General features: G+C 47.2%; 21 protein-coding genes and 1 pseudogene. 14 read left to right on the top strand and 8 right to left on the bottom strand.

Annotated elements, in window-relative coordinates; translation table 11 throughout:
- Positions 1 to 3 precede the first annotated feature (3 nt).
- From H6H02_RS05990 to H6H02_RS05980, 3 genes are all read right to left on the bottom strand, one after another.
- The gene (locus tag H6H02_RS05990) at positions 4 to 825 is read right to left on the bottom strand and encodes a hypothetical protein (protein ID WP_190815607.1); all 822 of its coding nucleotides are present in this window, start codon (positions 823 to 825) and stop codon (positions 4 to 6) included.
- A 175-nt stretch (positions 826 to 1,000) separates the two neighbouring features.
- On the bottom strand, positions 1,001 to 1,306 hold the full coding sequence (locus tag H6H02_RS05985; protein ID WP_190815605.1) for a hypothetical protein: 306 nt from the start codon (positions 1,304 to 1,306) through the stop codon (positions 1,001 to 1,003).
- 17 nt (positions 1,307 to 1,323) lie between these two features.
- Entirely contained in the window at positions 1,324 to 1,614 is a 291-nt protein-coding gene (locus tag H6H02_RS05980) for a hypothetical protein (RefSeq protein WP_190815603.1), read from the bottom strand.
- A gap of 231 nt (positions 1,615 to 1,845) precedes the next feature.
- On the opposite strand from H6H02_RS05980, the pseudogene clpP reads away from it, so the two are divergent.
- Positions 1,846 to 2,457: pseudogene (gene clpP / locus H6H02_RS05975) on the top strand (ATP-dependent Clp endopeptidase proteolytic subunit ClpP); the annotation flags it as partial.
- A 140-nt stretch (positions 2,458 to 2,597) separates the two neighbouring features.
- Here clpP and H6H02_RS05970 read toward each other — a convergent pair.
- Entirely contained in the window at positions 2,598 to 3,458 is an 861-nt protein-coding gene (locus H6H02_RS05970) for a hypothetical protein (RefSeq protein WP_190815598.1), read from the bottom strand.
- A gap of 709 nt (positions 3,459 to 4,167) precedes the next feature.
- Here H6H02_RS05970 and H6H02_RS05965 point away from each other — a divergent pair.
- The 4 genes from H6H02_RS05965 (at position 4,168) to H6H02_RS05950 (ending at position 8,205) form a co-directional block, all read left to right on the top strand.
- Positions 4,168 to 4,323 (top strand): hypothetical protein, encoded by a 156-nt coding sequence (locus H6H02_RS05965; RefSeq protein ID WP_190815596.1) that lies wholly within the window; start codon positions 4,168 to 4,170, stop codon positions 4,321 to 4,323.
- A gap of 82 nt (positions 4,324 to 4,405) precedes the next feature.
- A complete protein-coding gene (locus H6H02_RS05960; RefSeq protein WP_190815594.1) occupies positions 4,406 to 6,709 on the top strand; it encodes a ribonuclease R family protein in 2,304 nt (767 codons plus the stop codon).
- A gap of 79 nt (positions 6,710 to 6,788) precedes the next feature.
- Positions 6,789 to 7,409: a flavin prenyltransferase UbiX gene (locus tag H6H02_RS05955; protein ID WP_190815592.1), complete on the top strand. Its 621-nt coding sequence runs from the start codon at positions 6,789 to 6,791 to the stop codon at positions 7,407 to 7,409.
- Between the two features lie 79 nt (positions 7,410 to 7,488).
- On the top strand, positions 7,489 to 8,205 hold the full coding sequence (locus H6H02_RS05950; RefSeq protein WP_190815590.1) for a LapA family protein: 717 nt from the start codon (positions 7,489 to 7,491) through the stop codon (positions 8,203 to 8,205).
- A gap of 141 nt (positions 8,206 to 8,346) precedes the next feature.
- Here H6H02_RS05950 and H6H02_RS05945 read toward each other — a convergent pair whose 3' ends face one another.
- The gene (locus H6H02_RS05945; protein ID WP_190815588.1) at positions 8,347 to 8,538 is read right to left on the bottom strand and encodes a hypothetical protein; all 192 of its coding nucleotides are present in this window, start codon (positions 8,536 to 8,538) and stop codon (positions 8,347 to 8,349) included.
- A 384-nt stretch (positions 8,539 to 8,922) separates the two neighbouring features.
- On the opposite strand from H6H02_RS05945, the gene H6H02_RS05940 reads away from it, so the two are divergent.
- The gene (locus tag H6H02_RS05940; protein ID WP_190815585.1) at positions 8,923 to 10,431 is read left to right on the top strand and encodes an NB-ARC domain-containing protein; all 1,509 of its coding nucleotides are present in this window, start codon (positions 8,923 to 8,925) and stop codon (positions 10,429 to 10,431) included.
- A gap of 114 nt (positions 10,432 to 10,545) precedes the next feature.
- Here the strand turns inward: H6H02_RS05940 and H6H02_RS05935 are convergent, their stop codons facing one another.
- Entirely contained in the window at positions 10,546 to 10,773 is a 228-nt protein-coding gene (locus tag H6H02_RS05935; protein ID WP_190815583.1) for a hypothetical protein, read from the bottom strand.
- A gap of 226 nt (positions 10,774 to 10,999) precedes the next feature.
- Between H6H02_RS05935 and H6H02_RS05930 the strand changes: the two genes are divergently transcribed.
- The 3 genes from H6H02_RS05930 to argB all read left to right on the top strand — a co-directional run bounded on the left by H6H02_RS05930 (position 11,000) and on the right by argB (position 14,135).
- Positions 11,000 to 12,499 (top strand): NB-ARC domain-containing protein, encoded by a 1,500-nt coding sequence (locus tag H6H02_RS05930; protein ID WP_190815581.1) that lies wholly within the window; start codon positions 11,000 to 11,002, stop codon positions 12,497 to 12,499.
- Positions 12,500 to 12,564: 65 nt separating this feature from the next.
- Positions 12,565 to 13,140, top strand: coding sequence for a shikimate kinase (locus H6H02_RS05925; protein ID WP_199329015.1), 576 nt, complete (start codon positions 12,565 to 12,567; stop codon positions 13,138 to 13,140).
- A gap of 89 nt (positions 13,141 to 13,229) precedes the next feature.
- The gene (gene argB / locus H6H02_RS05920; protein WP_190815579.1) at positions 13,230 to 14,135 is read left to right on the top strand and encodes an acetylglutamate kinase; all 906 of its coding nucleotides are present in this window, start codon (positions 13,230 to 13,232) and stop codon (positions 14,133 to 14,135) included.
- On the opposite strand, the gene H6H02_RS05915 is transcribed toward argB, so the two are convergent.
- Complete coding sequence (locus tag H6H02_RS05915; protein ID WP_190815577.1) at positions 14,132 to 14,695, bottom strand: hypothetical protein; 564 nt, start codon at positions 14,693 to 14,695, stop codon at positions 14,132 to 14,134. The genes argB and H6H02_RS05915 overlap by 4 nt on opposite strands.
- Before the next feature lie 337 nt (positions 14,696 to 15,032).
- Here H6H02_RS05915 and H6H02_RS05910 point away from each other — a divergent pair, with 337 nt between their 5' ends.
- The 3 genes from H6H02_RS05910 to H6H02_RS05900 all read left to right on the top strand — a co-directional run bounded on the left by H6H02_RS05910 (position 15,033) and on the right by H6H02_RS05900 (position 18,056).
- The gene (locus tag H6H02_RS05910) at positions 15,033 to 15,557 is read left to right on the top strand and encodes a hypothetical protein (protein ID WP_190815575.1); all 525 of its coding nucleotides are present in this window, start codon (positions 15,033 to 15,035) and stop codon (positions 15,555 to 15,557) included.
- 291 nt (positions 15,558 to 15,848) lie between these two features.
- Positions 15,849 to 17,156: a metallopeptidase TldD-related protein gene (locus H6H02_RS05905; protein ID WP_190815975.1), complete on the top strand. Its 1,308-nt coding sequence runs from the start codon at positions 15,849 to 15,851 to the stop codon at positions 17,154 to 17,156.
- A 72-nt stretch (positions 17,157 to 17,228) separates the two neighbouring features.
- A complete protein-coding gene (locus H6H02_RS05900) occupies positions 17,229 to 18,056 on the top strand; it encodes a DUF3153 domain-containing protein (RefSeq protein ID WP_347342570.1) in 828 nt (275 codons plus the stop codon).
- 39 nt (positions 18,057 to 18,095) lie between these two features.
- Here the strand turns inward: H6H02_RS05900 and H6H02_RS05895 are convergent, their stop codons facing one another.
- Positions 18,096 to 19,463 carry a mechanosensitive ion channel family protein gene (locus tag H6H02_RS05895; RefSeq protein ID WP_190815573.1) on the bottom strand — a complete coding sequence of 456 codons (1,368 nt, stop codon included), beginning with the start codon at positions 19,461 to 19,463 and terminating at the stop codon, positions 18,096 to 18,098.
- A 351-nt stretch (positions 19,464 to 19,814) separates the two neighbouring features.
- On the opposite strand from H6H02_RS05895, the gene H6H02_RS05890 reads away from it, so the two are divergent.
- On the top strand, positions 19,815 to 20,501 hold the full coding sequence (locus H6H02_RS05890) for a hypothetical protein (protein ID WP_190815572.1): 687 nt from the start codon (positions 19,815 to 19,817) through the stop codon (positions 20,499 to 20,501).
- A 92-nt stretch (positions 20,502 to 20,593) separates the two neighbouring features.
- The gene (locus tag H6H02_RS05885) at positions 20,594 to 21,487 is read left to right on the top strand and encodes an ADP-ribosylglycohydrolase family protein (protein WP_190815570.1); all 894 of its coding nucleotides are present in this window, start codon (positions 20,594 to 20,596) and stop codon (positions 21,485 to 21,487) included.
- Positions 21,488 to 21,524: the final 37 nt, after the last annotated feature.

Below are 21,524 nucleotides of genomic sequence, written 5' to 3'. Positions count from 1 at the left end.
GCATCAGTTCACCGACCCTTTGATTGAAGCGTTATTTTCCTTAATTTCGATATCGTTTATTTTTAAGCGTCCCAGTTCCAGTTCCAGTTTTAATCTTTGTTCAATCTTCTCTTGAGGAATGCCCAGCCGCTGGGAAAGTTCTGCGGTCGTAAAACTCAAATTCCCCACTTTTATTTTTGTTTGCCCGTCAAGTTTTAATTGACCGTCTTCTACCTTTGGCTTACCTTCTACACCAATGTAAACTTCCTTTTCTTCTAAGAAGGGGAAGGTTTTTACTACCTTTTCTAACAATTGTTTCTCTTGTTGATTCAGTTCTTCTTTGGGAACCTCTGAGACATTAAAGACAACTCCGCTTTCTAACTGACCATTCTTGATAGTTGTATTGAGAGCCTTGGTAGACGCCAGGAATTTACTACTATTTTCATCTTTAGCAATTGTTGAAATTACTAAATCGTTTACTTCCTTTTCGCTCAAATCGATTTCTATATTTTGATTACCTAATTCGGCTTGAGGATTATTATTGGAAATTCTATTAGTCTCAGCTTTCTCATCACCTCCACCATCCCGCCTGCTTAATTCTGATTGCAAGCCTTGCCGAGCCTCAATACTATTTTCTATTTTGGCGTCAACATTTCTTTGCAACCTCGCCTTAACTGTTTTAACTTCAGCTTCATTACGAAAGTCAATTTGAGCAGCTTGAGCAGTTGTCGTTTTTTCTTTGCTAATATACCACTCAGGAAGTTGGGTCGCCTGTTTCCAGTAATAATAAACTACTGCAAAAGAACCGAATGCTAATAACGAGAATAAAAAAATACTTTTTTTCATGTTTGACTCAACTTCCTTTGGCACAAAATATGATATTGATGTCTAGAGATTTTATTCTCCTTGATGAAAAAATCTATTTTTTAGTTCATTGGTGTTCTTCATCTGTTTAGAGTTCAATAACATTGCCTGCTTCGCAGGAAGCAGAGGAAAGAGAAAGAAAAAAGCCCCCCAACTGCTATAGCTTGTGTAGATTATAGACGCCGCTCCTGTCCAAGCGATCAACTGGGGCGCTAGGAGTGATCGCGTGCTGTTGGTATAAACAGACAAAAAACTCAATTTCTTGTCTGGCGCTTTGTTGCAGTGCTATAGGGAGAGAGTCAGCCAACACAGTAAAAGGTTCTGCAACACTTTCGAGTAAATCGTAGATTTCTTCTGAAGGTACACCCTGATATTGCCGTGCCTGTGCAGCCAGTGCGGCATCTGGCGTTAAGTCAATCTTCTGTTGAGCGATCGCTTCTAAATCTTTAAATTGTACGGTCATCGCGGGCAACTCCTTTGTTAATAAGGATGCAGTTGTGCAGAAGTCGATTCAGCCAACTCGCTATTGGTGTTGGATTTAGCAATTGGGAGCGATTGTGGCGTCTGAATTGCTGTCGGTACACTCAGTGCGGCGATTACATTGAGCAAAAAGGTGATCGTGGCGGCTTGCAGAAATCTTTTAGGTATGGGCATGACTCGGCTCCCTCCATCCCAGGATAGTTTTAACAGTACGATTTGATCGAGCGATCGCACTTCGTCCCATTGATTCACCCAGTTGGGCGATTGTTTCCTGACAAGGACAACCAGCAAGATGCGTGCCGCTGTTGCAAAACCGAACTCCCGAGGTCACAACGATAAAATACGCCTACCATTTCAGTGCTACAGACGGATTTTCCCAGAGGTTCTACATTCCAGCCAACAAGCCCAACTAGCCCCCTGCAAGCCAACCTTTCCGCTAGGGTCGTATCGGTAGTATTTCCAGCACCCGGTACTTTCTCCTACAATCGCTAAAATTAAGAAAAATCACCCGAAAAAGCAGACCCCATGATTCCTACCGTTATCGAACAATCAGGTCGTGGCGAACGTGCCTTTGATATCTACTCCCGGCTCCTGCGGGAGCGCATCATCTTCCTGGGACAACAAGTTGATTCCGACCTTGCCAACTTAATCGTGGCTCAGCTGCTGTTTTTAGACGCCGAAGACCCGGAGAAAGACATTTACCTGTATGTAAACTCTCCTGGTGGGTCTGTCACCGCAGGGATGGGCATTTTTGACACCATGAATCAAATCCGCCCGGATGTCTGCACCATCTGTGTCGGATTAGCCGCTAGTATGGGCGCTTTCCTACTCAGCGCGGGTGCCAAAGGCAAGCGGATGAGTCTGCCCCATTCCCGGATCATGATCCACCAGCCTCTCGGCGGCGCTCAAGGTCAAGCCACCGATATTGAGATCCAAGCGAAGGAAATCCTGTACCACAAAAAACAGCTGAATGAATACCTGGCTAAACATACAGGTCAGCCCATTGAGCGGATTCAGGACGATACCGAGCGCGATTTCTTCATGTCGTCAGAGGAAGCCAAAGACTACGGCTTGATCGATCAGGTGATTAAACGGACTCCCTCCGCAAGCCTCACCCCCGTCACCGCTGTATAGAGAATTAAAAATTAACGGGATGTGCAACTTTTTGTTAACCCTCCGATCAATTGGGAGAGAAATACAGAAAGTTACATACCCCATAAATAAAAAATGGGGGATGCCCCATTTTTTATTGACTATTGACTAAAGTTGCTCAGTTACTTTTCCGGTGTTGGTAGAGATTCGAGATAACGTAGGAAATCCAGCAATTGTTCCTGATTCAGCTCCGAACGACCTCGCTTACCGTAAGTTCGCTTCAGATAATCTTTTCCTTGCTCAGCAGTCCAGCGCAAGCGCTTAATTTCTACTGTCGTTCTAGCCATCGCTTCCGACAAGTCCATCTCCTCAGCAGCAGAACTCGTGCTACCGATAGTCATATCTATCGGGCTGGGTTGCATGACTTCTTCGCTAGCGTGATAACCAGACGATGTGGTCATTGACTGATTATGCTGACTGCCAAACAAACCTCCCGATATTTCTTCGGGTGCCTCGCTTGCAGCATCATCCCCATAAAGCTCAGTATGGGCAGGGGAATACTCTTCCGCAAATGGGACATCCTGATTCGATAGTACGACGGGAGGTGGTGAAGCGGCTTCTTTTTGCCCCCGATCTGAAAAGGACATTCCAGCCATGTCATTGAAGCTGACTGGATCGGAAAACATCCGATTTGGGCTTGGCTGCGAGGGGCTTTCTGACGAAATGACACTTTCGCGTTTGGGGTTCGCGATCGCCCCCACTGGCACCTCAACCGTAAAAGTCTGTGTATTCTGAGCATCAGACTGCGTAACCGGAGTGTTGTTTTGGGTAGAACTTCCAGCCGGAATTCCCAAACAGTTCAACGCTCTGGCTGTTGCCTTGTCTTCTGCCAGCTCAATCTCACCAGCTGCTGCCAAACCTGTCGCCAGGATCACCCCTTCGACTTGAACCGCTGCCTTGACCACGTACTTTCCTTCATGAATGGTTAGTAACTCGGTGGTCAGGCTACCTAAGGGATAACGAACTCGGAATTCAGAAAACATAATACTCCCACCCCCTAAACCTAGTGGGATTTTTTGGCTCCCATCAACGTTAAGTATAGTACGCCCCCTGAAAAACGATTTTAGAGAAGGTACCGCAAGAAACTAAAATAATTAGAGACTGTTCATCGGTATGGTATAAAACCATTCGCTACTGCCCGCTACGCTCGCAAGTGACCGAGTCCGTTTCACAGTGGTTAGCTTGAGAAAAGGCAGTCAGACAAATTGCTTGTCGTCGCTTTTGTCGTCAAGCACCTGAACAGAGAAAGCACTGGTTGCTGCCAGTCGCTGGTTGCATCCGGAGTTCTAGTTCAGGACATTTGCTTGATACTAGCAAAGGCGGGGTGAAGGAGAGATTGGTTGCCTGACGATGTTCCCTTGACGCTCAACTGTGGACTGTAGATTAAAGACGAACAACCGTGGGCTAGAGACTACCAAACGCAACCGTCTGTTGTCCAAAATCTGTAAAGAGTCAAAATTTTGCCTGTTTACAAAGTCTAAAATCGATAGTCCAAAATCTTCTGCTCGCGTAGTGTATGCCGCGATTATCTGCGACTCCTCGCATAGCGTATATCGCGATATGCATCTCCTCGTGTAGCGCTAAGAAGGCTAGAGCATTGCGTTCGGTGACGATGACAATGTTTTCCTTACTGTAGGGTGAGAAACGCGCCACCAACGTAGCAGCGGGGCAGCTCTTAAAAACGCGGCGAATTTGGCGCTGCCACATCAGGGTAAAAATACTCATGCTTTCCGGGCATGGCGTCAGGATAACAAGGAGAAAAATCGCTTTCAGGCGTCAATAGTCAGCAGTCAGTGGTTAGCAGTCAGTGGTCAGCAGTCAGTAGCAAGAAAGAAGCAACTGTCGTAGAGACAAGGTTATCTCGTCTTTATCAACTGACAAATTTAGACAAACAGAATTGTTTTTATGGTGGAGGCAAACTCATAGCTGCATGGAATTTTCAATCGCTACACTACTTTCTAATTTCACAGATGACAAATTAGTCGCTCCTAAGGTTCTGGAAAAAAAACTGCGTTGCCAGGATGAAGAGAGCTTAGCTAAACTACAAATTGCCTTGGATGCCCTAGAAAAAATTGGCATTTTGGTCAAAGATCGCGGTAAGTATCGGCGTGTCCAAGAAGAAGATGTCGTCGAAGCCAAACTGCGCTGTTCGAGTAAAGGGTTTTGCTTTGCCATTCAGGAGGTAGAAGGAGCGGAGGATATATACGTCCGAGAGAGCCATCTGAGTACCGCTTGGAATGGCGATCGCGTTCTGGTCAAAGTCACCAAAGAAGGAAACCGCAAACGCTCTCCCGAAGGGGAAGTGCGGCTGATTCTAGAACGAGCCAATCCCTCGGTCTTGGCACGAGTCAAGCAAGTCGAAACCGGCTTTAGAGCCGTTCCCCTAGACGATCGGCTGCTATTTGAACTGAATCTGCATCCGAACGGTCAAAACTTGGCGGAAGCCGTCGATTACCTGGTTCACGTCGAAGTTTTGCGCTATCCCCTGGCATCGCAGCCACCGATTGGCAAAGTCGCTCGTATTCTCGGCAGCAATGCAGAAGCAGCTGCAGACACCGATATTGTCTGTTGCAAGCACGACTTACCCCGCAACTTTCCGGCTGAGGTTCTGAGAGCCGCAGAGGAATTGCCCAAACAGCCGAGTCAAAAAGATTTCAAGCAGCGGCAGGATTTGCGGAATTTGTTAACGCTTGCCTTTATTCCTGAGCCTTCAGGAGCGAGAAGTGAGAACGAAACCGCTCAGCACGTCACAGAAAACGCTCTGACTCTTAACAAAACAGAGGCTGGACTGTGGCAGTTGGGCGTTCACATCACCGATGTTGCCCACTACATCGAGCCTTCAGAGGCGCTGGATCGGGAAGCTCGAAAGCGCGGAAACACCGTCTATCTGGGAGACATGGTGCTACCGATGCTACCGGATGCCGTTGCAAGTCGCTGCTCCTTGGTACCCGGCGAAGCTCGCTTAGCGATTTCGGTACTGTTAACTCTCGATTCCGCCACCGGACAAATGGTGGAGTATGAGATTCAACCCACGGTGATTCAAGTAGATCGCCAACTGAGTTACGACGAAGCAACGGCAATTTTAGAGCGTCATCAAGATGCCGAACCGCCAGTGTTTGAAATGCTCAGTCAGTTGTTTTACGAGCTGAGTCCAGCGGTGAAAGCACAGCGCCTAGGGAGGGGAGGATTTGAACTGAATCTGCCCGGTACTCAATTGCACTACAACGATGAAGGCATCCTAGGAGCAATTGTATATTCGGGAGGAGTGCGTTCTCTCGTCGTAGAGTTGATGCTCCTGGCAAATCAAGCGATCGCTACCCATTTGCAAGCACTCTTTCTGCCTGCAACGTATCGCATTCAGCCTTCTCCAGACCCGGAGGATGTGCAGGAATTGATGAAGTTGGCGAGTAATCTGGGCATGGAACTGCGCCTAGAGCAGGAAGAAGCGGTGACATCACGGGATTATCAACGTTTTACTCAAATGTTCGCTCAATCCCAGTCAGAGCGAGTCTTGATGTATCTGTTGCAGTCCACCCTGAGACCCTGTGGGTACAGTACAGCTCCCGGCTCTCACTTTGGTTTGGCTTTGGGAATCGGCGAGGACGAAAGCCCCTACACCCACTGTCTCTCACCGCTGCGACGCTACGCAGATTTGCTGATGTCGCGGGTATTGCTTGCTGTGTTCGAGAAAGGACGCGATCGCCGAACCACTCGCGCCAAAGAAAGCGTGAATCTGCGTCATAGTTCTGCCCACGGCAATATCAACTGGAATGTCTTGCCACCAGACGTGCAAGAAGATTTAGAAAGCCAGCTACAGGGTATCGTTGTGCATCTCAACGAGCGTGAAAAGCTGACCTCAGATGCACAAGCGGATCTGGAAGGACTCAAAAAAGCCGAGCTAATGAAGGAACGTACGGGAGAAGTCTTTCAGGGCTTAATTACCGGCGTCCAGTCTTACGGTTTCTTTGTGGAAATTGAAGACTTGCTGGTGGAAGGACTGGTACACGTCAGCTCTCTTAAAGATGACTGGTACGAGTTTCGCTCTCGTCATGCTTGCCTGGTGGGGCGGAAAAGCCGCGTTTCTTATCGTCTAGGCGATCGCGTGGAAGTCCAAGTTAAGAGCGTTGATTACTATCGTCAGCAAATTGACTTGGTCATTGTCGGCGGCGGTAGCGAAGCCAGCAATGAGGATATAGAAGCAGATCCTTCTGTCGATCCTGAATTGGATGACTAGCTAATCGTTAATGGTTCATGGTGTGTTCAAGAACCATGAGCCATTAGCTGTTTAGCCAATTACCCATTACCCATTACCAATGACCAAACCCCTTATCCTCGGCATCACAGGTGCTTCCGGCTTAATTTATGCCGTGCGTGCCTTAAAATTTCTGCTCCAAGCTGAGTACAGCGTCGAACTCGTTGCTTCCAAATCTACTTATATGGTTTGGCAGGCAGAGCAAAATATCCGGATGCCTGTAGAACCAGTGGCACAGGAACTATTTTGGCGACAGCAAGCTGGAGTCGAATCTGGAGTCGAATCAAAGGGGAAACTTAATTGCCACCCTTGGGGCGATGTCGGAGCCAATATTGCCAGTGGTTCCTTCCGCACCCTAGGGATGGTGATTATGCCGTGTAGTATGAGTACCGTGGCGAAGCTAGCAGCTGGCTTAAGCTCTGACCTTTTGGAGCGAGCAGCAGATGTCCAACTCAAGGAAGGACGGAAACTGATTCTCGTGCCCCGCGAGACACCCTTTAGCTTGATTCACCTGCGTAACCTGACCGCTTTGGCAGAAGCGGGTGCCAGAATTGTCCCAGCAATTCCTGCTTGGTATCACAATCCCCAAAAAATTGAAGACTTAGTAGACTTTGTGGTGGCGCGTGCCTTAGATCAGCTGGATATTGACTGTATCCCAATTAACCGATGGGAAGGAAAATGAAAAATTAAAAATGTAAAATTGAAAATACAAGAAGAAATTCTGGCATTTTTAAGCTTTAATTTTTAATTTTTAATAGATTATGCCTGCGATTCGGATTTTACTGCTGATGTTGGTGCTAGGCTCCTTAGCACTACTTGCTTTACAAAATTTGTCGCCGGTGCTAGCGCTGGTATTTTTGGGTGCGAAGACGCAAGCACTACCTGTAGGGGTTTGGATTTTGGCAGCGATCGCACTGGGTGCCCTGACTGGCAGTTTCTTACAATTGTTGAGCTATCTACAAAGGCGTCCCTTGCAAACACGCATCCGCACACTAGAAGCCGCAGAAACTCCTCGTCCTAGCCAGCCACGGCGTGAAACTGCCCAATCTACCTCTAGCACTCAACAAACCAGTTACACGCCTCCCCCGCCGCCGCAAGAAAGCAATCCCGATACGGATGGAGATGACTGGGAAGACGAGGTTGCAGATGATGATGACTGGGATGAATCGGAGGAACCCCGCGATCGCACTCCCAGTCCCCAACCATTTGCAAAAGAATTTGTAGAAGAAAGAGAGCGTACAACCTACGAGCGTCAGCAAGAACCGAAAAGCGCCTCTCGATCGGGTTCCGTCTATTCTTACAGCTATCGGGAACCGCGCAATTCTGGGGTAGGAAAAACTGAAGCTGTTTATGATGCCAATTACCGGGTGATTACACCCCCCTATCAGGAACCTCAACCTGTACGGAAAACCAATCAGGATGAGGAAGACTGGGGATTTGAAGACGAAGACGAGTTTGACAATGATTGGAAAGAGTGACAAGCCTACAGCGTAACTTTTTTACTAGGATTTTCCTCAACCCCACTCCGGGGAAGCATTTGCACTCTTAATTGTGTTGATTCCTGAATGCTCAAGTCCTTGACGCCTAAAAATTAACCCCATACTGCTTATAACCCCAGCTTATAACCGCATCAGTTCGCGCGATTGCTGCTTAACACGACCTGCCATTGCGGCTTTCTGCAAGGTCATGAAGGCATTAAAATCCTCGTGGTCATACTTCTTTCTTAATAACTGTCGCAGTTGCTCTTCAGCTTCAACTGTCAAATATCCGATATTCAGTGCTTGTTCAACAAGTTCGCGGATTAGCATCATATATTTTTCATCAACTCAATCAACAGCAGGAGAAACCATAGGGTTTTAAAATGCGGAAATTACGTCAGTCAATTTACGGATGCCTGCTCTGCGGGCAAGGCAATATAATTAAGCCGCACACTAGGCAGATGCCGTCAAACCCTAGTAAAATCATTGCTTCACCTCCTTTATCCTCTAAAAAAACTATAAAAATATAATGAAATTTAGATGAAAGTTAGATGAAGTTCTCCTAGAATTCAAGGATAGCCAAAATATTAAGAAAACTTCACCTAACAAGCGTTATTAAATTCGTTAGAACTTCACTCTAACTTCGTTAGGATTTCATAATTAATCCGTTAGAATCAGCCGTTGACAGCCTTTATATCGGGGTAGCAATGCGAAGGAATGGCATCAACTGTTGAGCGGCAGGATGACGAGTTTACAGAAGCGGCAAATAATTGGCATTTAGAAAAGCTATACATAGATTTAGCTTCTGCCAAGGGAAGGGGTCTGACCCCTGTTGAGAAGAAATTCTTAAGAGGATTGCTGTGTGGGTACAGTCCAGCAGAAATAGCAGATACTGTCTACAAAAGTCGCACTAGCAGTGCTGTTAGAGTTTATTTATCGAATGGGCTGTACAAATACATTCAAGAACTCCTGATTCGCCAGACGGGTGACGTAATCAAAATAAAGAACTGGAGCCGCGTCACCAATTTGCTCTCAAAAGCTGGATATAAAACAGATTCCGCTAACTTACCCGAACAGAGTCAAGCTGAGACATCTGCGATCGGGACGGCAATCGAGAACCAAGACTGGGAAGAAGTGATTGATGTAGCCGCTTTCTACGGCTGCGAAGAAGAATTGGCAACCTTAGAGCAGTGGATTGTCCACGACAGCTGCCGCTTAGTGGCATTGTTGGGGATGGGGGGAATCGGGAAAACCGCTCTCGCTGTGAAACTAGCAGAACAGATTCAGCAAGATTTTGAGTTTGTCATTTGGCGATCGCTACGTCATGCTCCATCAGTTCAAGATTTGGTTGCAAGCTTGCTCCAATTTCTGTCTCAAGGGCAGGAAATCATTGGTGACGCAACCGCAGATGAGGGAATTTCCCTGCTGATGGCTTATCTGCGATCGCACCGCTGTCTGATCATCCTAGATCGAGCTGAGGAAATTTTGTCCCCGATCCAATACGCGGGCTACTATCGTCCCGAACATGAGGGATATGCGGAACTGTTCCGGCGTCTGGGAGAAGAACGCCATCCCAGTTGCCTGGTTCTCACCAGTCGGGAGAAACCGAAAGAAATTGCATCCCTGGAAGGAGAAAACTTACCGATTCGTTCCCTAGAACTGAGGGGAATGTCAGCATCCGATGGGCAAGAGTTACTGCAACTCAAAGGTTTAGTTGGCTCAGCCGAAGAATGTAGAGTCCTGATCAACCGCTATGCGGGAAATCCATTAGTCTTGAAAATCGTAGCAACAACGATTCAAGATGTCTTTGATGGGAATATTACCGACTTTTTAGCAGAAGGTCTGGTTGTTTTCGGGGATATTCGCGACCTATTAGATCGGCAATTCAACCGCCTCTCGGATTTAGAAAAAAAAGTCATGTACTGGCTGGCAATTCGTCACAAGTTAGTTCCTATCCGTTCCTTGCGAGACGAGGGGGTACCAGGCGTATCGAAGCGGCAGCAGCTAGAAGCAATGGAATCTTTGCGACGGCGATCGCTTATTGAAAAAACCTCGAGTAATTTCACCCTACCGCCTGTCGTCAGGGCGTATCTCGCTGACAAATTAGTTGAGCAGATTTGTGAAGAAATGACAACCAAAGATGTGGCTCTTTTATTAAGCTTGGGGCTAATTAACGCTCCGTCTGGGAGATATGAAACCAGCCGTCGTCTGAGTTTACCGGGTTAACAGGGGGGCTGGAAAGGACGGCTTTTGCCAACTCTTGGCTTACTTTTGGCTATAACCTGTAGTATCACGGCTTTGCCCATCCCTGTCCGGGGTAGGCAGCGATCTGATAGAGAACTAGAAACTCCCACAGGAAAGCCGCTGAGAAAGGGCGATTTCGCGAGACTCTTGCCTTACTTGACCCAGCATCGCAGCTTGCTGCAATTGCATAAAAGCGTTGAAGTCTTCCAGTCCATACTTAGTTGTTAAAAGTCCCCGTAGATGCTCTTCTGCTGCAACAGTTAGGTAGCCTGTACTCAAGGCGTGTTGGACAACTTCGCGGATATTGCTGAGGTTATTTTTCATGGTAGAACACCCAATCTTGATGAACCTAAGTGAGATTACCCGTACTTCACAATTTAACCTTATTAGGCAACCGTAACATTACTGAAATTGAAACAAAGCAATTATAAGGTAATTTCAAAGTAATTTAAAGCTAAGTTGGTTGCTCAAATCAGCAGTTTGCATGAACTGATTACCACAAAACTCGGAATTTGGTCGGAAATACTAAATAAGGTCTATCGGTATCTATATGGCTGGTGGATTTGACCTCAGAAGAGATAACAGTAACGTTTTCTTGCCCGCAAGCTTAAAGAAAAAGCTACACGAAGAATTCAACAGAAAGTACAAGCCTGAAGGCAAACGTGCCCTAATGCAAGACTTTTTGAGTGCGTGGCGGAAACAACTCAATACGCTCGAACCCTCTCGCCAAGCTTTACAAGCGATTTTGAACTCGGATAGCCGCCAAACCTGCGAGTATCGGATTGCCAATGGCTTATGTCATCTGTTATTGAACTGTTCCTATGATGAATGGAGCGAGTTTTCCAAGAATGCTCCAGACAATTCTCAGGACAGCAAGTCCTGTCCAATCGGGGAAGACATTACTCAAGACACCTTGTCTTCCACTCCTATTGTCGGATGCTGGGAGGAGAATGCAACCCCCAACGCCCCAGCCGACGCGCCACTAGAGCGAGACAAAGAACGCCATCAGGGCTTGTTTATCCCCAACCCTCGCTGTCGGATGGTGTGGGGGCGAGAAAGCTTCATCCAAGAAGTATTGAACCGTCTAGACGATCCCGCTGAACTCTCTATTTTTTCCCTCAGCGGCAGTCCGGGGTATGGGAAATCCGAAGCTGCAAGCCAAATTGCCAAAGAAGCGCTCAATAGAAATCTGTTCGCGGATGTAGTGTGGGTGACAGCGAGGCAAAGCGAGTGGGTGGATGGTTACATCAGCCAGGACAAGCATGATGAGGCGCTGACGTGGAAGAAATTTTTAAATGAAATCGCCCATCAATTGGATTGCTCGCCTGAGCGAGTTCACCAGCGTTTGAGAGCGGAAAAACTACTCGTCGTCTTGGACAATGCCGAAACTGCACAAGTTGAAGAGATTCTGGCGAACCTTGTCAAAATGCTTAACCCCAGCCGGGTACTGATTACTAGCCGACACCGCACCAAACCTCCCTATGTGAGATTAATTGAAATCCCAGGACTTGAGGCAAGATGGTCTTCTAAATTGCTGGAGGACGAGGCAAAGTACAACAACATTTCGATACTCAAGCAGGCAAGCAACGAACAGCTCTATCAACTGCATCAATTGTCTCGCGGCGCACCCTTAGCATTGCATTTTCTGGCTGGACGGGTATTCCACGATCAAGCACTTGAGCCAATTTTGTCGGAATTAAAGTTTGCCAGCCGACAAGTAGAAACATTCTACCGCTTCTGTCTGGAGGCAGCATGGCAGCGAATCGATATGGCAGCACAAAGTGTACTGCGTTACATGGGTGGGATGGATGCAACGGTTAATAGAGCTGAGTTGTCTCAAGTTGGGGAATTGCTGGATTCAGAGTTGGATGCAGCACTGGCAGATCTGAGACGATGGTATTTGATTGAAGATGTACAAGATGAGCTAGGGAATCCACGCTACGATCTGCATCCTTGGGTGAGAAGCAGCGTGCGCGGGGGATTGGTGGAGAAGTGGCAATCGTCGCTTGAAGACCTGGAAAAGATAGCTACCTGGAAATTTGATATATAGGTAAAGAGTCAATTTTTTCAGTTGATGGCTAAACTAGGACAGCGATCGCTCCTGCAATTGTAAATATGGAAAATAGCAATCAGAACGTGCGCGACCGACTGAAGGGCATTAATGTCTATCTGATTGGCATGATGGGTGCTGGGAAGACTAGCGTGGGTCGCTTATTGGCGAAGCATTTGGATTATCGCTTTTTCGATACTGACGCTGTAGTTGAGCAAGTTGCCAAAAAATCGATTAATGAGATTTTTGCCAGTGACGGCGAAGAAAGCTTTCGGACATTGGAAAGCCAAGTGCTGTCGGAATTATCGGCTTATACGAAGTTAGCGATCGCAACTGGCGGCGGTATTATCCTGAAGCGAGAAAATTGGAGCTATCTTCAACACGGTCTAGTTGTATGGCTGGATGTGCCTGTGGAACTTTTAGTCGCCCGTTTGCAACACGATACCACCCGACCTCTGTTAAAAAATGCTGACATAGCGAGCGAATTGCCAAAGCGTTTTGAGCAACGGAAACCACTCTATGCCCAAGCCGATCTGCACATCACCATTGGCGAGGGGCAAACTCCCGAACAAATTGCTACGCAAGTCATCGAAGCCATTCCCTCAGTTCTCAAGCCAAAGCAAGAGAATAACAGTCAGTAAATCTGGAAACAGCCGCCTCCCATCGTGCCGCAGACGCCAGTATGCACTAAACTTCTAGAAAACGATAACTGGCATCATCCTGCTAAGTAATGCTTAACGATAGCGAATACCTCAAGAAAGCTGAAGCGACTCGTGTTCGAGTGCTAAGCGAAGCACTTCCCTACATCCAGCAATTTGCCGGTCGCACCGTTGTCGTCAAATACGGCGGCGCGGCGATGAAAGACGCTTCGCTCAAAGATAAGGTAATGCGCGACATTGTATTCTTATCCTGCGTAGGCTTGCGTCCCATCGTGGTACATGGTGGTGGCCCAGAAATTAACTCTTGGCTGGCTAAACTGGGAATCGAACCCCAATTTAAAAACGGCTTGCGCGTGACCGATGCCGCCACGATGGAAGTGGTGGAAATGGTTTTAGTGGGTCGGGTCAATAAAGAAATTGTCTCCTTAATTAACCGTGCAGGCGGTTCCGCCGTTGGGCTTTCCGGTACGGACGGCAATTTAATCAAAGCCCGCCCAGAAGGGGCAGAGGGCATTGGTTTTGTGGGAGAAGTCAACAGTATCGATATCAAGCTTTTGCAGTCGCTGGTCAATAGCGGATATATCCCTGTAGTGTCTAGCGTGGCAACTGATGACAGTGGACAAGCCTATAACATCAATGCGGATACCGTAGCTGGGGAACTGGCGGCGGCGTTGGGGGCAGAAAAGTTGATTTTGCTGACGGATACAGCAGGGATCTTGCAGGATTACAAAGATCCCTCCACTCTGATTGCCAAGGTTGATATCGCAGAAGCGAGGCGTTTGATTGAAAAGGGTGTCGTGGGCGGTGGGATGATTCCCAAGGTGAAATGTTGCGTGCGATCGCTTGCCCAAGGCGTTCAGGCTACTCATATTATTGACGGTCGCATTCCCCATGCACTGCTATTAGAGATTTTCACCGACGCTGGTATCGGCTCGATGATTATCGCCTCCGAATATGACGTAGGGTCGCGCCGTTAGCGAATAATAATCTGCCTGGGTCGGTTGAAGTGTCTGCGATTCCCTCTCGGTCTCACAATCACTGGATTAATCAGGATGGAATCCCGAATCTGGGGATTGATCAGGGTGGGGTTGATTAGTGTCGAATTGTTGACTCTCCTGTTCGATCCCACCGGGTAGCTGGGATAACTTGGATAGGAGTTGGGATAACCCCGGTAATAGCTGTCAGGATAACCTTGGTAATAGCCGTCAGGATAACCCTGGGAATAGTCGGGATAACTCGGATAGGAGTTGGGATTGACTCGATAGTAATTACTCGATCCGCGATCGCTCATCCCCGTCGTTGGGTTTATCGGAATCGGACTGGGAATCGGACTGCCATAGACAAAGCTACCTGATGACTGCTGAGGAACTCCATGTTGGGGAAATCCATAAGTAGGCACGCCTTGCTGAATGATTAATTGTGCCTTGGCTGGGGAAATTGCCCCGGTTAGTACTGTAATGCCCAGCGTCAGGGGTGCTAAGGCAGTGGCACAAAACCAATGAAAACGATGCGGCGGCAGAGGGAGTGTTTTGAGCATGGTTTTACATCCTAAGATTTTGGATGGGACTAATTATGAAATTTTGAATGACTTCTTAAGATAAACCCTGGCAAGGTGAGGAAAATTCCCCTCATTGATTCACCTGAACGGGTGATGTTAAAACAACGAAACCGAAACCACCTCTTCCGGACGCCAAAGATTCCGATCTGGCGGCTGGCAACTTCTGTCTGTTCTGGGATGCTCTCGAAAACCCTGGCAAAGGCAATTTATTTTAGCCGTCTTGATTACAGGATAATCTGCTTCGCTAAAATTTAAAGGGGCTATCGATGATGACGTACAAACCGGAAAAAAGTTCTCTTTAAATTCGATTGGCACAGTGAATTCAGAAACCCAGGACATTATTAAAACCGAGTACCAGGCTGGCACAGCGGCATTTGAGCGAGGAAGTTACCGCCAGTCAGTGCAGCATTTAGAGAAGGCGAGTAGCTTGGTGACGCGGAACTCCCAATTGGGAGGAGAAATCCAGATTTGGCTAGTGACGGCTTATGAAGCAGCAGGACAAACTACAGAAGCGATCGCTCTGTGCAAACAGCTGCGACATCATCCCGATCCACAAACTAGCAAGCAAAGCCGTCGCTTACTCTACATTATGGAAGCCCCACAACTCAGCAGGCGTCCAGAATGGCTGACTGAGATTCCCGATCTCACAACTCTCGCTGACAGCGAAGCGGAATTTCGCCGGGGGAGCAATCTTAAGGGTGCTACGAAAACTCCTCAAAAGCGTCCAGAACCGGAACCTATCGATCTCAGCCAAGTAAATACCAAGGACAATTTGTTTATTTGGGTTGCCTTGATTGCTATTGGTTTGACACTCGGCGGATTGGCTTGGTTTAGTTTTTGAACGCCTAATTTTATCGGTGATTGGGTTCTTGTTTGGCTTCTTGCAAGCCTTTTTTTCATGCCTAATATGGCGTGACTGGGTGGGCTTTCCTGAGTTGATAAAATTCATCTAATCGCAAATCCAGCTTCTGTTTAAGTTTTTGAGGAGATTTCTCTCTAATCAAAAGTCGTAGAACAATTAGCAGCAGTCGGTAAAATTCCTATCTGTATTTACAGCATTTACAGCGGTAGTGCAACGAGTTCCTCTGGTAGCTTTAAGATGAGGATGGTTGAAGCGGGAGAACCTGAGATGGTGACTGATGGGACGCTGGAGCAGATTCTGAAATTGGCGAAGGGACGAACCGACTCCGCTGAGGTTTACTATCTATCAAGCCAAGACACACCAGTTGAGTTTGAAAATAATCGCTTAAAATCCCTGCAAACCAAAGCGCTGCAAGGAGTTGCGCTGCGGGTGCGACATGAGGGGAGGCTGGGTTTTGCCAGTTCTAGTGACTTGACGCGGTTGGAAGATTTGGTGGATGCTGCCGTACAAACTTCAGAAATTGGCGACAAAGCTGAGTTTGAATTTGCTGCGGCTGTACAGGTGACGGAACCCGAAAAAACATATACGCCACCAACAACTCAGGAATTAGTGGAAGTGGGCGATCGCTTAATTTCCCAAATCCACGACTATAACCCCGATATTCTGGTAGATGTGGGATTTCACGTCCGGGCAAATAACGTAAAGATTGCAACCAGTGAGGATGTCTACGCCTCGCGCACCAGCCAGGTTGTCAGTGCCAGCCTTTCGGGGAATTTGGTACGGGGTGAAGATTTTCTTCAGGTTTATAGCTCTGATATTGCCCGTGAAGGCGTCCCAGATTTTAACCGTCTCCTGGAAGATTTGTTACGAAAATACGCTCTAGCAGAGCAGCCAGCGACCATCAAGAGCGGATCTTTCCCCGTTCTCTTTAATCCTAGAGCCGCCGCTAGTGCCATCGGACGCTTATTTAAGACAGTTCTCTCCGGTCAAAGTGTCGTCCAAAAAGCCTCTCCTCTCGTCGGGAAACTGGGCGAAACCCTATTTGACGAACGCTTAAATTTATTTGAAGACCCCAGCATCGGACCATCTGCCTGTGCTTTTGACGATGAAGGGACGCCTACCCGTCGCAAAGTGTTTATCGACAATGGCACAGTCAAAGAATTCTACTGGGATCGGCGCTGGGCAGCCAGGGCTGGCTGTGAGTCTACAGGAAACGGCTTTCGGGGTGGTTTGTCTCGTCCTAACCCGGAGTTGGTAAATCTCTGCTTTGCGCCTGGGAAGACATCGACAGCGGATTTAATTGCCAGCATGGATGAGGGGGTGATTGTGGATCAGGTTCTCGGTGCTGGACAGTCGAATCAAATGGCTGGAGAGTTTTCTGTCAATCTGGATTTAGGCTACAAGGTAGAAAAAGGTCAGATTGTCGGTCGAGTCAAGAATACGATGGTGGCTGGTAGTATTTTTGAGGCGTTTAAAAATCTGGTGGATTTGGGCGATAAGCCGGAATGGGTAGGCGGGGGTAGTTTCTTGCCGTGTTTGTTGTTCCAGCAGTTGGGTGTAGCGGCGAGACAAGGGTAAGGAACGACTTCAGGCAAGAGTAGATTCAGGCACGAGAAAAGGCAATCAGAGGAGTAAGGAGGAGAGAAAGGCGTGAAGTTAGCTGTTTTGAGTCGGAGTGTGAGGGATGCTTTCGGTAAAGTGTTGCCGAAAATGCGGGTTCTCTGGGCGATGCTGTTAGCGGTCGTATTGCTGTCGGGCTGCGTTCAGTATGATGCTGGGGTGAGGTTCGAGAATCCGAACCGTGGTGAGATTGTCCAGCATATCAAGTTGGGTGAACAGCTGACGGCATTAAGCAGCGATCAGGCACAGGAATGGTTAGATAGCCTTCAGCGTCGGGCGCGACAATTGCAAGGGAAAACGAAGCGCATCTCAAACCAGGAAGTTGTGGTGACAATTCCGTTCGCTACCGGCGCGGAACTGGAGGAGAAGTTTAACCAGTTTTTTAATCCTCCTGCAAAGAAAGGTTTTCAGGCGGCGACAGATACAGATTTACCAAATATTAATTCCCACCTGACTCTGAGACAGGGGAATTTCCTGTTCTGGATACGGAATCGCTTAAGCTACGATTTGGATTTGCGATCGCTCGGCGTTCTTTCTACTAACGGTAACGTTATCGTTAGTCCCGGTTCGCTGTTCGATTTGGACTTTAGCTTGAGAACCCCTTGGGGCGCGCGGAGTGTTGAGAAGGCGGAGAATGCTATAAACCCGGTTGTCTCGGAGAAAGGACATCTGTTAGTTTGGACGCTCAAACCCGGTGAGGTGAACCATCTTGAGGCGGTATTCTGGCTTCCCAGTCCCCTCGGTATTGGTACCCTCGCGATTATCTTGTTAGTAGTCGCAGGGTTTTATTTGAAATACAACCGAGGTAAGGGAAGCGGTATTAGTTCTGCACCCCCATCCGTGCCACAAGTACAGTAGAAAAGTGATGGTCCTAACAGGCTGGGAATCTAGAACAGCTTACTTGCCATTCGGAAGCCGCTTCTGGGAATCCCAGTCGTTAGGATAGACATCAACCTCAGTCTGCGATTTGCGTACCAGCAATGTATAAATTTCGGTAGGTATTTCAATCTCTGCTTTGTGCAAGGCTTCTTTAATCGCCTCATTTGCTTTAGAAGTGGTTTCTAAAAACTCCAGACGCCGAGAATCCACCCAAAAGCGGATTTCCAAATTCACCTTTCCAGAATCCAGTTCCCGAACAAGGACTTCTGGTACTGGTTTTGACTGCACGCCTTTGACTTTAAGAACCGCATCAGTAATCACTTGTTTAGCTGTAGAAATATTGGCACCATAGGCAATGCCAACCGTAACCGAACTGCGGCGATGCTTGAAAGCGGTGTTATTAATAATGCTGGCGAGGAAAACTTCTTGATTCGGGATGTACACCTTCCGCCCATCATAGGTATTTAGAGTAGTTGCCCGCAGTTGGATTTGGGTAACGGTTCCCTCAAATTCCTTGATCGTCACTTGATCGCCTAACCGAAAAGGTCGGGCGGCAAGTAAAATCATCCCAGAAATGTAGTTACTGAAAACTTCTTTGAGGGCGAAACCAATCGCGACGCTAGTGAGTCCCAACGCCCCCAGTAAGGCCCCAATGTCAAGCCCCAAGACACCTAGAGCGACGACTGAGCCAATTACGCAGACTCCGCCGTATCCCACTCGCCCCATTAGAATTTCAGTGCTGCGATCGCCTTCTGTCTCTTTCTGCGCCCATTTCAAGGCAATGTAACGCACGCCTCTAGCGCCTACCCAGGTGATGCCAACGACGACCAACGCTCCTAAAATTGAGGGCAAGCTGCGGATGGCGTCCTGCACCATATCGCGTACAGGAATATAAAGTCGCTGTCCGACATCAATCGCTAGGGGCGGTTTTTTGAAAGCTTGATTTAATTGATTCGCCCATTTCTCGCCAAGTACCTCTACAGACGCCCCAAAGTCGCGGGCGTCCTGTTGAGTAACGGTCATTAAGACACGGTTATTGAGTTGTAAGGTGGCTATCTTCCGTGGATCGTCCGGTTTAACGGTGACTGACCCCAAAGCTTCCGATTGCAACAATATGCTGGCAATCCGTCGATTGATAATTTGCGATCGCTCTTGGGCAGTGATTCCCGATAAACTACCTACTTGAAAAACTGGACGTCCTCTGACAACAACATCAGCAAAATATTGTTCTTCTGTTGAAATCCTTACGGGTGAAGGTTTTGGCGAGGTAGTCTCCTGGGCAAGTCCAGATGGAATGGTAATCAAGAAAATGCTAGTGATGACTATAAAAATCTGAAGCCGCTGTGAGCCTTGCTGCCAAGTACAACGATGAAAAAGGGTTTTCATATCCATTCTCAAGGACAACCAGACCCAGCATAATTCGTGCATTTTGCATCTGAATTCTTATTACTAGAGATAGGGAACCTTACCCTAAATTTCAGTTGTGGCATTTCTCTTCCCCATGCTTGACTTGTTTTCCCTCTATAAAATTTGATGAGCGATCGCTCGGCGTTGGTTATTTATCCTTTATCTGTCTTTGGACAGATGAAAAACATGATTGATTAAAAATTATTTATTTTTAGTAAACTGCAACACGGAATGCTCTTACCCGCTCTGCTACTCTATTTAAACTCACATTTTCCACCAGTTGCATGACCCGATTGGGTTTTAACCCCCAGCTAACAGAGGAGAAGCGCAGTGCAAACTTCAACTAAATCCTATCTTCCAGAAGAGCTATGTAAGGCTCCAGATTATCATTTAGCTGAGAATTATCCTAAGGATTTACCGGAGGTTGAAACAGGCTCTACGAAATCTAAATATTTAGATTCCTTAGCACCCATTAGTGCTGTGCAAGTTTTTGAAGATATACCAGGTATAAAAAAATCTACCTTTTCACTGGATACAGAGACTTCCTTTGAAGTTTGGACTATCCTACCCAACAGGGTATTACTTCCAGAAGATTTAGAGTTTCTCAAGCAAGACAAGCTGCGGGTAGAATCAATCGCCAAACAACTGGTTGAAATTGGGGACTCCTGGTTGAATTCAAAAATTTTTGACAAGAAAATAAAAGTTCAAAATTGGGAAGATATTCTAAGAGTTTTGGACAAATATGAATACAGTTATGAGCTAATCGATATTGTTGAATCCCCCTATAAAATTAGTAGAACAAATTTACAAAACGAAATTAGTGACAAAGCTAAATATTGGAGTGTATCTCCACCAAGTTGGAATATTTCCCTCAAGAAAACTCGCAGCTTTAATGGATGTTATATCGTCGATGATTACAATTCATCTTATAATTTTTTGATAGAAGTTGGAATAGGAATTCCCTTTTTGAAAAATATCCAAACAGGAGAAGTCATTACAAGGGAAAATCTTGAGTAAAGAGGCAATTGTACTGGGGACATGGTAGGCTCTAGCACGGCAGATGTGGAGAGAACGCCATCTAAGGCGCGATCGCCTCTACGATAGAAATCATGCGCTACTCTCTTTTAAATCGGTTTCGTGGCACCTTATGGGGGGCTGCATTGGGAGATTTAGATTTCACCCCTTTGAGTAAAAAACAGTCTCAGCAGCCTACGAGCTGGGGCAAAATGGCGGTTTGGGGAACAGAAAGCTTAATTGAGCAGGGTAAGTTTGATTTGGCAGATTGGCGTCACCTCACGGAAAAATTTTTAGAGTTAGACGCCAACAGTGCTAACGCGCCTACGCCAGGAGCCATTATTGCTACGCTGCCAATTGTGCTGTTCTCCCATGAATATAAAGCCAAACTGCGGCAAAATTTAGAACAAGTTGTCAGCATCTGGCAAGATGAGCCAGAGTTAAGAGATGGGGCGTTAGCAGTGGGATACGCGATCGCCCAATGCCTTCGAGAAAAACTCAATCGGGCGACTCTGATTCCCAAAACCCTTGCCTTCTTAGCAGATTCTCAGACGCCTCTGGTGCAACAATTACAGCAAGTCCAAATTTTATTAGAAGAAAATGCGAGCTTAGAATTGGCTCGTACTCAGCTATGTCGGAATGCCCAGCCTCAGAGTACCCCCATCGCTCTCAGTTTTTACTGCTTTCTGAGTACTCTAGAAGATTTTCGCCTGAGTGTCGCCCGCGCTGCCCGTAGCGGCTACCAAGCCCCCATTACCTGCACCATCACAGGTGCTTTGTCAGGAGCGTACAACAGTACAGTAGGCATTCCTGCGGGATGGCGGCTATCTTGGAATCAACCTAGGTGGGGAATCACCTCAGATTCCCACTTGTTTCAACTAGCAGACAATCTCTTCGCTGTCTGGTCTGGTGTTTATGATGCCTCAACAGCAAAGCAAGTCCAGCAAATGAGCGCGATCGCAGCGCCCCGTGTCATTCAACCGCGTTAATCTTTATTTTTAAACGCCAGCAATGGCTACTCCCTGC

Origin of the sequence: Coleofasciculus sp. FACHB-1120 (assembly GCF_014698845.1) — a bacterium.
Classification (GTDB): domain Bacteria; phylum Cyanobacteriota; class Cyanobacteriia; order Cyanobacteriales; family FACHB-T130; genus FACHB-T130.
The sequence above is the reverse complement of the archived record's forward strand: the minus strand, read 5'-3'. Positions and strand labels throughout refer to the sequence as shown.

Bases quoted from the DNA above. Each gene is read 5' to 3' on its own strand.
- H6H02_RS05915 (WP_190815577.1), bottom strand. From the start codon at position 14,695: ATGCTCAAAACACTCCCTCTGCCGCCGCATCGTTTTCATTGGTTTTGT.
- argB (WP_190815579.1), top strand. From the start codon at position 13,230: ATGCTTAACGATAGCGAATACCTCAAGAAAGCTGAAGCGACTCGTGTT.
- H6H02_RS05885 (WP_190815570.1), top strand. From the start codon at position 20,594: ATGCGCTACTCTCTTTTAAATCGGTTTCGTGGCACCTTATGGGGGGCT.
- H6H02_RS05895 (WP_190815573.1), bottom strand. From the start codon at position 19,463: ATGAAAACCCTTTTTCATCGTTGTACTTGGCAGCAAGGCTCACAGCGG.
- H6H02_RS05945 (WP_190815588.1), bottom strand. From the start codon at position 8,538: ATGATGCTAATCCGCGAACTTGTTGAACAAGCACTGAATATCGGATAT.
- H6H02_RS05950 (WP_190815590.1), top strand. From the start codon at position 7,489: ATGCCTGCGATTCGGATTTTACTGCTGATGTTGGTGCTAGGCTCCTTA.
- H6H02_RS05935 (WP_190815583.1), bottom strand. From the start codon at position 10,773: ATGAAAAATAACCTCAGCAATATCCGCGAAGTTGTCCAACACGCCTTG.
- H6H02_RS05990 (WP_190815607.1), bottom strand. From the start codon at position 825: ATGAAAAAAAGTATTTTTTTATTCTCGTTATTAGCATTCGGTTCTTTT.
- H6H02_RS05930 (WP_190815581.1), top strand. From the start codon at position 11,000: ATGGCTGGTGGATTTGACCTCAGAAGAGATAACAGTAACGTTTTCTTG.
- H6H02_RS05960 (WP_190815594.1), top strand. From the start codon at position 4,406: ATGGAATTTTCAATCGCTACACTACTTTCTAATTTCACAGATGACAAA.
- H6H02_RS05940 (WP_190815585.1), top strand. From the start codon at position 8,923: ATGGCATCAACTGTTGAGCGGCAGGATGACGAGTTTACAGAAGCGGCA.
- H6H02_RS05925 (WP_199329015.1), top strand. From the start codon at position 12,565: ATGGAAAATAGCAATCAGAACGTGCGCGACCGACTGAAGGGCATTAAT.
- H6H02_RS05955 (WP_190815592.1), top strand. From the start codon at position 6,789: ATGACCAAACCCCTTATCCTCGGCATCACAGGTGCTTCCGGCTTAATT.
- H6H02_RS05985 (WP_190815605.1), bottom strand. From the start codon at position 1,306: ATGACCGTACAATTTAAAGATTTAGAAGCGATCGCTCAACAGAAGATT.
- H6H02_RS05970 (WP_190815598.1), bottom strand. From the start codon at position 3,458: ATGTTTTCTGAATTCCGAGTTCGTTATCCCTTAGGTAGCCTGACCACC.